This is a genomic window from Treponema succinifaciens DSM 2489, assembly GCF_000195275.1.
Lineage (GTDB): Bacteria > Spirochaetota > Spirochaetia > Treponematales > Treponemataceae > Treponema_D > Treponema_D succinifaciens.
Genome location: NC_015385.1, coordinates 2,682,539 through 2,695,269 on the forward strand (window position 1 = coordinate 2,682,539; position 12,731 = coordinate 2,695,269).

The 12,731-nt window shown below is 38.9% G+C and carries 11 protein-coding genes; 4 read left to right on the top strand and 7 right to left on the bottom strand.

Annotated features, from left to right (window positions below):
* Nucleotides 1-63 precede the first annotated feature (63 nt).
* Entirely contained in the window at nt 64-621 is a 558-nt protein-coding gene (yfcE, locus tag TRESU_RS12855) for a phosphodiesterase (RefSeq protein ID WP_013702629.1), read from the top strand.
* Here yfcE and TRESU_RS12860 read toward each other — a convergent pair.
* From TRESU_RS12860 to rsmI, 6 genes are all read right to left on the bottom strand, one after another.
* Nucleotides 593-1,708 carry a hypothetical protein gene (locus tag TRESU_RS12860; protein ID WP_148228295.1) on the bottom strand — a complete coding sequence of 372 codons (1,116 nt, stop codon included), beginning with the start codon at nt 1,706-1,708 and terminating at the stop codon, nt 593-595. The genes yfcE and TRESU_RS12860 overlap by 29 nt on opposite strands.
* Nucleotides 1,633-2,742: a glycosyltransferase gene (locus TRESU_RS12865; RefSeq protein WP_013702631.1), complete on the bottom strand. Its 1,110-nt coding sequence runs from the start codon at nt 2,740-2,742 to the stop codon at nt 1,633-1,635. Before TRESU_RS12865 ends, TRESU_RS12860 begins: the two co-directional genes overlap by 76 nt.
* Nucleotides 2,743-2,798: 56 nt before the next feature.
* Nucleotides 2,799-3,611, bottom strand: coding sequence for a TrmH family RNA methyltransferase (locus tag TRESU_RS12870; protein ID WP_013702632.1), 813 nt, complete (start codon nt 3,609-3,611; stop codon nt 2,799-2,801).
* Nucleotides 3,611-4,765, bottom strand: coding sequence for an iron-containing alcohol dehydrogenase (locus tag TRESU_RS12875; RefSeq protein ID WP_013702633.1), 1,155 nt, complete (start codon nt 4,763-4,765; stop codon nt 3,611-3,613). Before TRESU_RS12875 ends, TRESU_RS12870 begins: the two co-directional genes overlap by 1 nt.
* Before the next feature lie 76 nt (nt 4,766-4,841).
* A complete protein-coding gene (locus TRESU_RS12880; protein WP_013702634.1) occupies nt 4,842-5,129 on the bottom strand; it encodes a flagellar biosynthesis anti-sigma factor FlgM in 288 nt (95 codons plus the stop codon).
* Nucleotides 5,101-5,850 carry a 16S rRNA (cytidine(1402)-2'-O)-methyltransferase gene (gene rsmI, locus TRESU_RS12885; RefSeq protein ID WP_013702635.1) on the bottom strand — a complete coding sequence of 250 codons (750 nt, stop codon included), beginning with the start codon at nt 5,848-5,850 and terminating at the stop codon, nt 5,101-5,103. The genes TRESU_RS12880 and rsmI overlap by 29 nt, the downstream gene beginning before the upstream one ends.
* Before the next feature lie 192 nt (nt 5,851-6,042).
* Between rsmI and TRESU_RS12890 the strand changes: the two genes are divergently transcribed.
* Nucleotides 6,043-8,862: a DNA translocase FtsK gene (locus TRESU_RS12890; protein ID WP_013702636.1), complete on the top strand. Its 2,820-nt coding sequence runs from the start codon at nt 6,043-6,045 to the stop codon at nt 8,860-8,862.
* Nucleotides 8,863-8,881: 19 nt separating this feature from the next.
* Nucleotides 8,882-9,838 carry a glycosyl hydrolase family 18 protein gene (locus TRESU_RS12895; protein WP_013702637.1) on the top strand — a complete coding sequence of 319 codons (957 nt, stop codon included), beginning with the start codon at nt 8,882-8,884 and terminating at the stop codon, nt 9,836-9,838.
* Nucleotides 9,839-9,845: 7 nt separating this feature from the next.
* On the opposite strand, the gene TRESU_RS12900 is transcribed toward TRESU_RS12895, so the two are convergent.
* Complete coding sequence (locus TRESU_RS12900) at nt 9,846-11,552, bottom strand: hypothetical protein (RefSeq protein WP_013702638.1); 1,707 nt, start codon at nt 11,550-11,552, stop codon at nt 9,846-9,848.
* Nucleotides 11,553-11,744: 192 nt separating this feature from the next.
* Between TRESU_RS12900 and TRESU_RS12905 the strand changes: the two genes are divergently transcribed.
* Entirely contained in the window at nt 11,745-12,524 is a 780-nt protein-coding gene (locus TRESU_RS12905; RefSeq protein WP_013702639.1) for a MetQ/NlpA family ABC transporter substrate-binding protein, read from the top strand.
* Nucleotides 12,525-12,731: the final 207 nt, after the last annotated feature.

A 12,731-nucleotide genomic window follows, 5' to 3' on the forward strand; every position in this document is an offset into this window, starting at 1 on the left:
CCAAGCTTTACAACAATTCAAAATGCACTTGAAGGTAATTCGCATTTTCTCTATTATTTTTGCATGAAATGGCTTATTGCTTCTGATATACATGGCTCATCTTTTTATTGCAAAAAACTTCTTGAAAAGTTTAATGAAGAAAAAGCGGACAGACTTTTGCTTTTAGGCGACATTCTTTATCATGGTCCAAGAAATGACTTGCCGAAAGAATACAACCCGAAAATTGTAACTGCGCTTTTAAATGAATATTCAGAAAAAATCAGTTGTGTAAGAGGAAACTGCGATTCCGAAGTAGACCAAATGGTTTTGAATTTTCCGATTATGGCGGAATATGCGATTCTCGATGTTGGAAGCAGACTTATTTTTGCAACCCACGGACACATTTTTAATGAGGTCAATCCTTTAAAAATGCCAAGCGGAAGCGTTTTGATCTGCGGACATTTCCATGTGCCGAAAATTCTTAAGCACGAAAATTATCTGTACCTAAATACAGGGTCAGTTTCTCTACCAAAGGAAAATTCCTGGCACAGTTATATACTTTTTGATGGGGACAGATTCTACTGGAAAGACCTAAAAAACGATGAAGAAAAACTTAGTATCCGCCTATCATCTGAGTATTGATAAAATCTGTCAGAACTGTACCCAAATGATTTGACATATAGCCGCTTCTGTCTGGCTGTACCCCAAGAACTGCACCCAAAACTGGCTCTGTATTTTCAACAGGACCAAAGCCTTTTGTAGTGTAATCATCTATATAAGCCAAATCAAAGCTACCGAATATTTTTACAAAACTCTTTTGGCTTACATACTGCATTGAGCCAGACAAATCTCCATCTGTAATCAAGAAAATTACATCTTTTTCTGTAGGCTTGCACAATGAAAGCAAAATCCAAAACTTTTCGTTTATAAAATCCGAATTTTTTTGAACCTGCTCATATTTATCAGGATTAAAAATCTTTTGCCATATTGCCGAAAACCGCTTTATCCATTTTAAATCTGCACCCTTTTTTGAGGCCAGATTAATTTCCTTGTAAAAATCCAAAGAATAGACAGAAAATCCATTGTATGCAAGCTTGCAGAAAAATGACTTGTAAATTTCAGAATTTGCTGTTTCTGGCGGCGCAAACAAAACAATTTTTCTTCCTGCAGGACTTTCTATTTCCGGCTCAAAATTATAAAGCTTTATAGAAGGAACTGTAAAGGGCTCTTTTAGCTCAGAAAATCCTTTTTGAAAACTTCCTGAATACAAAACCGTGTTTTGCTTTACAGGCAGGCGATTTTTTTTAGGATTCATAGGACGGAAATAAATAACTACAAAAATCATCAGTGCGACAAAAATAGCATTCAGCGAGCAAATCAAAATAAGTTTTAACTCATACGAATCCAGAATAACATCAGAAAACATCCTTAAAACGGAGCGGACATTCCAAATAGCAGACAAAAATGCAAGCACAAAAATCAGAAAATTTTCAACAGAAAGTGTAAAAACAAAAATGTTTACAATTGCAATAAAAAGCCCCGCAAAAGGCGCAATCGACAGCGAATCTTTTTTTGAATGATTTACAAAAACAAATCTGGCGTTTCCTATAAAAAGCAGGGCAAGAACAAGCAAGTCTGCCAAAGTCTGGTTTGTCATTTTAACTTTTCCTGTGTTTCCTTGATTATTTTCTGAAACTGCTCCATCGATTTTTCTATGCTGAACTGGCACGCATGGCTGATAATTTTTTCTTTCTTGAAAACACCTTTTGAATCAAGCCGCTCAAATTCAAGAATTGAAGATGCAACGCTGTCTGTTTCCTGCTTGTCAAAAAAAATACCTGTCTTTCCATCAATGACAGTTTCCAAAGCTCCGCCTTTTCCAAATGCAATTACAGGCCGACCGCAAGCCTGAACTTCCAAAGGTGTAAGTCCCAAATCTTCTTCCGCGCAAAAAATAAGAGCTCGGCAACGCTGAAGATATGAGCGCACTTCTGAATCTTCTGCTCTTCCTGCAAAAAGAATGTTTTTGTCGTTTCCTGCAAGTTTCTTTAGATTCTCCATTTCAGAGCCAGCACCAATAACAACAAGCCTGCGTCCAAGTTTTTTACACGCGCTCACAGCCAAATCAATGCGCTTGTAAGGCACAAGACGAGAAAATGCGACATAAAAATCTTCAGGCTCAACATCAGCAGAAAAAAATCGTTCAGTATTTATAGGACAGTAAACAACTTTAGCATCCAAATTCCAGAATTTTTTTATACGCCGGGCAATATAATTTGAATTCGCAACAACAGCGTCAATTCTCTGGCTTGAAATAAAATCCCACTGCCGCAAAGCTGGAATCCAGCGGTTCATAAAAAATCGTGTAAGTATTCCGCTTCTCTTTCTGTAGTCAAAAAACAAATCCCAAGCATAACGCATTGGTGAATGAATATATGCAATATGTGGAACAGAAGGCGGCGTAATTACACCTTTCGCACAACAAGATGAAGAGCAAAGCACCAAGTCATATCCTGAAAAATCAAAGGATTCAAAGGCATTCGGCATGAACTTTAAAAGCTTTGTATAAATCCGCGAAGCAAAAGGAAGTTTTTGTATATAAGAAGTGTAAATTTTATTCTTGGCAAAATGACTGCCCATCTTTTTTTTGTTGTACACAAGAGTATAAATATCAGCATCTGGATAAAGACGAAGCATATACTCAACCCAAGTTTCAGCACCGCCATAATTTACAAGCCAGTCATGTACAATTGCAACTTTCATTTTTTGTTTTCCTATGAGCGAATTTTAATGTAAATCTGAATTGTTTTCAATGAATTTCAGTCTGAAAGCAACTGAACCCAAGCCTGCATAAGAATTCCAAAAGCAACGCCAACATTTAAAGACGCTTTTAATCCTGTCATCGGAATTGAAACTCTTCCATAATCAGCTCTTTTTAACGCTTCCGGGCTTACACCAAGCTCTTCTGAACCGATTATTACAATTCCTTCTTTTGGAAAAGAAAATTCAGTTATTGGAGTTCCGCCTGTTTCCAAAACAAAAACCGGCTTGTCCTGCGGAAGTTCTTCTAAGGAACATCTTTTGTAGCCTAAGGTTTCTATGCAGCCCATTCCGCTTCTTAATGCACGGGACTGATTTGGATCTGTGCAGTTCGGGGAAATAAAAACATTTTCGCAACCCATAGCTTCCGCAGTTCTAAAAATAGAGCCTATGTTAAACGGAGAGCGAATATCTTCTGCATAAACACTTACGCCTTTGAAAAACTTTCTGTTTTGAACACAAAAACTTTCATTAGAATGCGGCGCAATAACCAAATCCCATTCAGCCGGAAAAGTTCCTATTATGGCCAGCAAAGAATTCCGGGCAAAATTGCAAACCCTTCGCTCATCAAAGTCTTCCGCTTCAATAAGTTTTTTTAGTTCTTCGGCGGCACTTTCTGGAAGTTTTGGGTCATCCATCACAATCCGCGCAACGGTTTTTGTATATTCAGCACGCGTCATTCCCGGAAAATTATATTCAGTTCCATGTTCTGCAATGCCGGCAATATCGCGTTCAAGCTCGCCAAAAGTAAGAGCCAGCTTACGTCTTTTTTGTCCCGGTTCAAGCTGAAAAAGTTTTCCAGGATTTATCATCAGTAAGCCTTCTTTATGATTTCAAACAAATCGTCAGTTGTCATGCTGCGCTGAAGACTGTTCATAAGATCAAGCTCACCTGCATCTTCCGCCGCAACAGAAAGCTGTTCTATAGAAAGCGAAAGGTCTTTTAAACGTGCCGGAATATTTATCTTAGCAATTTTCTGTCTTACATAATCCGCAAGAGAAGCAACAGCCGAAGAAACAGAATCTTCCGGGCGGGAGGCATTCAAAAGACGTGAAAGAACCGCAAGTTTTTCAGCCTTGAAAGAAGCCGCATCTTCAATAATATACGGAAGTAAAATTGCAGAAATCAGCGAGCGGGAAATTTTATATCGAGAATTTATTGCAAGCGAAAGAAGATTTGCGGCGCCAAAAGAACTTGAGGCAGCCCCCAAAGAAGCCATGCATCCGCCCTGGGCCAAAAGAACTTCCTGCGGAGTTGTAACGGAAAGATTCGGTGCGCCATCTTCGGCATAACTCAAAAGCTGAACGGATTTTTCTATAATCATATCGCTGAAAAAAGTAGATTTCTGGCTTAAATATCCTTCAACCGCAAAAGCCAAAGCTTCAATTGACATGCAGGAAATTTGCTTTTCTGTCAAAGCCATCTGAAGATTCGGATCCCAAAGAACAAGCTTGCAAAGTCCGTTTTGAGTTTTTATAAGCTTTACTTTTGTTGAACGCGCGTCAGTTACAAAAGCTCTGTCTGTAAAAATAAAACTATCTCTATTTGTTGAAGGCAGGCAAATAAGCGGAAGAGTTCTTTTAGGCGGAATCAAATTTTCGTCAATATAATCGTAAATGCTCTTGGAATTTTCGTAGTAAAGAGCGCAGACAATGCGTGCAAGCGAAAGTGTTCTTCCGCCTCCAACCGCAATAACTCCATGTACTTTTGCATCCTGAGCGAGCTTCAAGACAACTTTTGCAGTTTCTGAATCAGATCCAAGCGGAATTTCGTCAAAAACAAAATAATCAACGTTTCTTTCTGCAAGAGACGCCGTAACTTTTGAAGCTGTTCCCGATTCCTTTAGAACCGGATCCATTAAAACCAAAAAATTAGAGCCGTACTCCAACGCATACTGACCAAGACGGGTCGCAGTATAAGAACCAAGAACAATATTAGGTGAAATTTTGAATATAAAATCTGCCATATTAGAAAAAAACTCCTGCAAAAAAAAAGAGCGGAACTATTCCGCCCTAATTTATCCCCTGCAAAAAATACGGAAATTACAAACCGTAAGCACTAAGAATTTGATCCGCAGTAGCTGCAATCGTAGCTTCATTGAGGTAATTTGGATCCTGAATCTTGAGCTTAATCTGCTCCACCAGCTCTGAACGAACATCTGGAGTTTCCTCTGCCACTTTATTCATAAACATAGCTTCTGCCATGGCTTTGGCTTCATCGGAAACACTGATTTCATCAGACACATACTGAGAACCTGCAACATTATTTGAACGTTTTGTGTTCTGCAATGAGTTTAGAGCATTAACCTCTGAAATCTTGTTTATCATCATATCTTGCCTCTCTTATCTTATCGGAAGATTCTTCTGAAATCTTGATATTTTTATTTCCTGAAATAAAAACAGCAAATTCCCCAAGAATCTTCTGACGGGAACTGTAATCTTCAAAAACTTCCTGCGCCGTTCCTTCTGTTATTTCTTCATGAAGCTTTGTAAGCTCCCTGCCAACAACAACACAGCGGCTACCTTCAATATCGGCAATGTCCGCCAGAAGTTTTACAATTCTAAACGGACTTTCGTACAAAATAACGGCATCTCCAGTTTCCAAAAGCTCCTTTACACGGCTTTTTCTCCTACCCGGCTTTGGAGAAAGAAAACCTTCAAAAATCAAGGTTTTTCCGCCAGCACCTGCAACACTTGCCAATGCCGCAAAAGCACTTGCTCCTGGAATCGGAATAACGGAATGACCTGCTTTGCGCGCAAAACCAGCAAGAACTGCCCCCGGATCACTTATTCCAGGAGTTCCAGCATCGCTTGCATAGGCAACTTTCTGACCTTCGTCAAGCAGCTTTATAATTTTTTCAGAAGCAAACTGCTCATTCTGCGCCCGGCAACTGACCAAAGGCTTTCGGATTTCAAAATGATTCAACAATTGAAGCGTATGGCGCGTATCTTCCGCCGCAACAACGTCAACACTTTTCAAAATTTCAACAGCCCTAAAAGTCATATCGCCCAAATTTCCAATAGGCGTAGCTACAATATATAATTCCGACACCGTATTTATAGTATACAATTACTAATATCTTTTTGCAATGTTTAAAATCGGCTTTGGTATTTTTCTTAAAGCATCACGGCTTAACTTCGTGAAAAAAAAACCGATAATAAAACGAGGATCAGTTTTAAATTCTGCTTCCGCTAAAAACTGGCTCTCGAACTTATCAAAGCAAAATTAGAAGGTAAAAATACAATGACAAAAAAAGAAAGGATTGCCGCAACTCTTACAGGAATTGCCTTGTATTGCGTGGCGGCTTTATTTTCTATAGGTCTTTTTCTTGGCGCGCTGAACTTCGGGCTTTCTTCAGGAAAAAATATTCTTTTTAAAATGGGAGAAATGCTTGTTTCTGTTTATGGAATCTGCTCAATTTTAATCCCTGTGTTTTTCTTTGTGGCAGGTTCGTTCTGTTTAAGCGCGAAATGGTCAGTTCAAAGAGCTTTTATCCTTTTAATTAGCATTGTTCCGTTTTTTACACTTGTAATTGCCGAGCGGACTTCCCAGACAATTGCAGCGCAGGACACAAGCCCGATTGCATTTGCCAAAATTTTCACATTGGTTGCTATTGCGCTTCTTCTTGTTGCGCTTGAATATCTGCTTGCCGTAACTGCCGCAACTTACATTGAAAAGGCAATGGAACAAAAAATTTCCATAGATATAAAAAAAATCAAAATTAATCCAAAAAAAATAAAAACAATTATCAAAAGCAAGCTGAATTTTCCAAAGCCAAAAATTTCTATGCAAAAAGAAAAAACGCATGAAAAGAAAGAAGAGGAAAAAATTCCTGAAGAGGAACTTGATTTTGAAATTCCGCAGAAAAAAATCAGCGGCGTCTGGTCAATTGATTCGGAAGGAAATGTAAAAGGCAAAATTTCCGCGCCGGAAGAAAAACACGATGAAACTGTTCAGGAAGAAATTCAAATTCCTGAAAGTGAAAATTCCGCAGAAGAAAATGAAGAAGACATAATCGATTTGTTTGAAAAAAATTCAATGGATTTGACTGAAGAAATTTCAAAATCTGAGCAGGAAGAACTTGAAAAAAATTCCGGACAAATTGATTACGACATTGATTTTGAAGAGCCGGAAGATTTTTCAGAAGAGCAAGACAACGGATATTTTGACATTAAAGATGAAAACGAGCCAGAGGAATCAGAATTTTCTGAAATAGAAACTCAAGGTGATGAAACGGAACTTTCGGAAGATGACTTTGAAATAAAAGATGAAACCGAAGATGATTCAGATGAAAATGAAAGTCAAGAAACTGAAAACGATTTTGAAATAGAAGATTTCGATTCTGAAGAAAATTTTATAGAACCAGAAGAAGAACAGGAAATCTCTTTTGAAAATGAAGATTACCAAGAAAATGTTCCAGCTGAAAATTTCAAGGCTGAACACAACGAGGGAAATTCTTTAGAAGAAAAAAAATCTGCGCCTTCAAATCTTGAAAGTGTTTTTTCAAAAATGGAAGACGACGCGCGCATTCAGGTTGAAAAAGAAAATCCGGCTCAAGAAAAAAATTCCGCTCCAATCGCATTTACAACAACCGAAGACGGAAGCACAAAGCCAATTCCGCTTCCGCCTAAAAAGAAAAACAACGGTCCGTATAAAATTTCCACAGACTTGCTCACAGCTTATGACGAAAACAAATACTGGATTATCGATGAGGAAACCGAGCAAGCCGCAAAAAGCCTAAAAGACACTTTGAGTGAATTTAAAATCGATGCGGAAGTTACAGGAATAAGAAAAGGTCCGGTTGTAACAATGTTTGAGCTTCTTCCTGCTCCAGGAGTAAAATTAAGCAGAATCGTAGCGCTTTCAGACAATATCGCATTGCGTCTTGCGGCAAGTTCAGTCCGCATTGTAGCTCCAATTCCGGGGAAACGCGCAGTCGGAATTGAAGTTCCAAACAGAAACCGCGCGATTGTTTCGTTCAGGGAATGCATTGAGCAGCAAAGAAATGAATGGAAAAAAATGGCAGTTCCTGTTGTGCTCGGAAAAGACATTCAGGGCGAAACCCAAATAATGGATCTTGTGAAAACTCCGCATCTTTTGATTGCCGGTTCAACTGGAGCCGGAAAATCAGTCTGCGTAAACAGCATGATTCTAAGCATTTTGTACAAACGGAATCCACATGAAGTAAAGATGATTCTCATTGACCCCAAAATAGTCGAGTTGAAACTTTACAATGGAATTCCGCACCTTTTGACTCCAGTCATAACAGAACCAAAAAAAGCAATGCAGGCTCTTCAGTATTGCCTTTGCGAAATGGAACGCCGTTATGCGGTTTTAGACAGCATGGGATGCCGCGACATAGCAAACTACAACCGGAAAATAGTTGAGCAACACATAGCAACGGAAAAACTTCCGTACTTGATTGTAATAATCGATGAATTTGCGGACTTGATGGCAACAACTGGAAAAGCTCTTGAAGGCGTTGTAGCTCGTCTTGCAGCAATGAGCCGCGCGGTTGGAATTCACCTTGTTCTTGCAACACAGCGTCCATCTGTTGATGTAATCACAGGTCTTATAAAGGCAAATATTCCAAGCCGAATCGCATTTATGGTTGCCGCAAAAATGGACAGCCGAATAATAATCGACCAAGTTGGAGCTGAAAAACTTCTTGGAAAAGGCGATATGCTTTATGCCAGCGCAACAGATCCTTTCCCTGTGAGAATTCAAGGAGCTTTTGTAAGCGACCAGGAAGTTGAAAATGTTGTTGAAGCTGTAAAAGAATGGGGCGAGCCGGAATACATTGACGATGAAATTTTTGTTGACGATGAAGATGATGAAAATGCCGATCAGCTTTCTCTTTTTGGGGAAGGCGCAGAAGATCCTCTTTATGAAAAAGCACTGGACATTGTAATTCAGGCTGGAAAAGCAAGCGCAAGCTATATTCAGCGCAGACTGAGCATTGGTTATAACCGAGCCGCACGTCTTGTAGAAGAAATGGAAGAGCGCGGAATTGTAGGACCTGCAAATGGTTCTAAACCACGCGAAATTATTCACGTACCGTAATCATAAAAAGAGGAATAAAATGAAGAAAGTTATAACATTTATTGCATTAACAGTTCTTTCCGCCTGCGCATTTTCTCAGAATAAAATCAAATTCAACGAAACCTGGAGCTACGTTCTCACAGGATATGAAAACGAGTTTTCTGCGGATTTGCCAATAACGGATCTTTGCTATTTTAGCGCGGAAATAAATGAGTACGGCGAAATTCCTTCAATTCCAAATCGTGAAACTGTTCCACCTGAATTCAACGGGAGAGTTCATATTGTTGCAATTTGCGAAAGCCGCTCTCTAAGCCATTTTGTAATCGACCCGAAATACAAAGTTTCAAAAAAAATTATTAAAACTCTGGCAGAAGCAACAAAAGACTTCGACGGACTTCAAATTGACTTTGAGCTTGTTCCAAAACGAGATGCTGAAAATTTCAAAATTTTTCTTAAAAAACTGAAAAAAGCAATCGGCAAAGACAAAATGCTTTCTGTTTGCGTTCCTGCAAGAACAAAGACAGTTCAAGATGATGTCTACGATTACAAAGAGCTTTCATCTTGCGCAGACAGAATTTTTATAATGGCTTACGATCAGCACTGGGCAACAAGCGCACCCGGTCCGGTTTCTGGAATGGACTGGTGCAAAAAAATTGCAGACCATGCATTGAATACAATTCCAGTTGAAAAAATAATAATGGGCTTGCCTTTCTACGGAAGAAGCTGGACAGAACCAAATTTTTCCAAAGCATGGTATAACAGCGGAATCAACAGAATCCTTGGCGAAAATTCTGCATTAGAAGAAGTTCAAAGAACTGAAGGAATTCCGCATTTTGAATTCAAAACAGAAATTACAGTAAAAGGCTGGTTTGACGACAAAGAATCTTTAGCCGCAAGATGTCTTATGCTTTCTGAAAAAAACATTCCAAATGCTGGATTCTGGAGAATTGGTCAGGAAGACAAAGAGTTCTGGCAAATTCTTTCTGTTCCAGATTAATTTTTCATCAATATCCATCACTCATGCTTCTGTTTATATCACGCTGATAAAGTTCCTGATAAACAAGGCTACGTTTCTTTAAGTCATCTTTTGTTTCCTGCGGGAAAGGAATATAACGCCAGAAAATTCCACGGACTTCTTTTTCAAGCTTCTGTGTTCCCATGGATTCTTTTGTCATCCAAAGAATATAGTCTTCTATAAAGAACTGCTTTATGTCGCCCTTCATTTTGTGCTCTTCAAGATACTGATAATAATGTCCAGTAAGTCCATCGCTCATCCAGTCAAATGAAGCTTTCTCTTTTGCAACCTGCCATCTTAAATCAGCAACCGCAGTAAGACACGCAATCTTTAAATCACGCGGATACATCGGAATCGCAATACGTCCGCGGCTAGAAAGTCTGTTGTAACGGTCAAATGGCTCCCAGCAAAATCCAACATCGCCATAAGTTGGAACAAGCAAAACATAAGGAACAATTCTATGAGGAATATTTTTATGTATACGGCAAAAGCACTGCGGGTCAATCGATTCTATCCAAGAAAGCTCGCGGATTACATTTTCGCGGAATCCAGTTCCTTTTTCTGTGCAGTGGAAAAATTCCCTTGTAAAAATCGGATACTGATTTCCCTGACGGCCGCAAGTCATTTTTGCCATCTGGCGGATTGTGTTCATTTCGCCAAGAATTTCTTCTTTTCCAACGTTAACTTCTTCCACAAAGTTAGTTGACTTGTCATTGAGGCTCTGCTCAGTCTGTTTTGCTTCCTTGAAATCCTCAAGATGCTTTGAAAGCTCCTTGTCTATTTTTTGAAGCTGACGAAAATCATTTATAACATCAGAAAAAAGTTTTCTTTGCAAATCTGTGTAAGGATTTTTATGCGGCTCAAGTCCGGGCAATGAATCATGCTGAAAAATATCACGGATTTTGCCTTCAACAGAATTTTCCAAGCTAGCCCTTTCAGCTTCCTTTGCGTTTAAAAGGCTTTCTGAGGTCTGTATTTTTCCGCTGTTCTTGCTTTTTAAAGCCATGATATGCTGTTGTTCCGCAGCAGGTCCTTTTGCAACTCCTCTTGTTGGAACTTCATCAGTCGTACTAGGCTTCATGTGTCCAAGCGCAACAGAACGAATCCATTCATCCATATAAAGAATCGGCTCATAAGTATTGTTCTTGTCTATTGCACGGGCAAACATATTTTTTTGTTCTGGAGTTGCCAAGGACGGAAGCAAAATACCGAACCGCATAGCCATTCGCTTGCAGTCTTCAATGGAAGAACTTGCCATTTTTGGCGCAAGACTTCTTAAAAATTCCCAATAAGCCGTGATTATCTGCTGGCGGTAAACTGTGCGGTCTTTTTTATCCTGGCAATTAAGATATTTTACCAAAAGCGAATGAAGCCTCTGGGAACTTGCGCCTTCTCCTGTAAGGCATTTTTTATAATACGAAGGATCATCGTAGCATTTGCTTGGAGTATCTTCAAAATATTTTTCAATTGGAGCAAATGATTTTATATTTAAATCAACTTCAGGAACACAGCCGTTCATTTTGGGCTTGCCTGACGCTTTTTCAGATACAAAATTTTCAAAGTCTTTATTCTGCGGTCCGCCAAAAGAAGAAATTCCGTCTTTTTTAGGCACATTTAATTCCACTTCTGGAATTTCATCTTGAGTGTCAGCAAGCAAAGCGGCAATACTTGGATCAATATCATCATCAAAAGCCATGTTGTTCTCCAACTTTATTTAAATGCATTTTATAAAAAAAATTTCATCTTAATTATAACATGACTGTCTCAGTATTGCAAAGCAATAAATGTTATAAACAAAATCTATAGCCAAGTATAAAAATATAATAATTGACAGTTAGGGCAAGAAAAGATATTTTTAGCTTATCTTAAATATTTTTGGAGGAAGAAAATGAAAAAAATATTAACATTGGCTGCGGCAGTTTTTGCAGCCGCTCTTTTGTCTGCACAGGCAAAACTAAAAGTTGGAGCAACTCCTGTTCCCCATGCAGAAATGCTCAATCTTGTAAAAGATGATTTAAAGGCTCAGGGTGTTGACATTCAGGTTATTGAAATGACAGATTATGTTATTCTCAACGATGCCCTTGAAAGCGGCGAGCTTGATGCAAACTTTGACCAGCACATTCCTTACATGGAATCCACAAACAAGGAAAAAGGCTATCACCTTGTAAATGCAGGCGGAATCCACATCGAGCCAATCGCCCTTTATTCAAAAAAAGTTTCAAAGCTTTCTGATTTGAAGAAAAAGGCGACAATTGCAATTCCAAACGATCCTACAAACGGCGGACGCGCGCTTTTGCTTCTTCAGGCAGCAGGACTTATTGAACTTAAAAAAGATGCAGGAATAACAGCGACAACACTCGACATAGCAAAGAATCCGCTTAAGCTGAAATTCAAGGAGCTTGACGCAGCTTCAATTCCACGCACTTTGAACGATGTTGATGCGGCTGTTATCAACGGAAACTATGCAATCCCGGCAGGACTTTCAGCAACAAAAGACGGACTTTTTGTAGAAGGAAAAGATTCACCTTATGTTAACATTATCGCTGTAAAAGACGGAAACCAGAATGATCCTCGTGTAAAAGCACTTGTAAAGGCATTGCAGAGTGACAAAATCAAGAATTACATTTCTGAAAAATTCAAAGACGGTGAAGTCGTAGCCGCATTCTAAAATTAAGTTTTACAGACAAAGCGGACTGTTCAAGAAGTTTTGATAAATTCTTGGGCAGTCCATTTTTTATTTAGATTGAATATCAAGTTTTATAATTTAATGTCATTATCCAGCTTGACTGGATAATTAATGAAAATCTACAGCAGATTGCCGTGCCAAGCACAGTAATGACAGCTAATCAGTTAATTTTTCAAAAACTCAAAATAC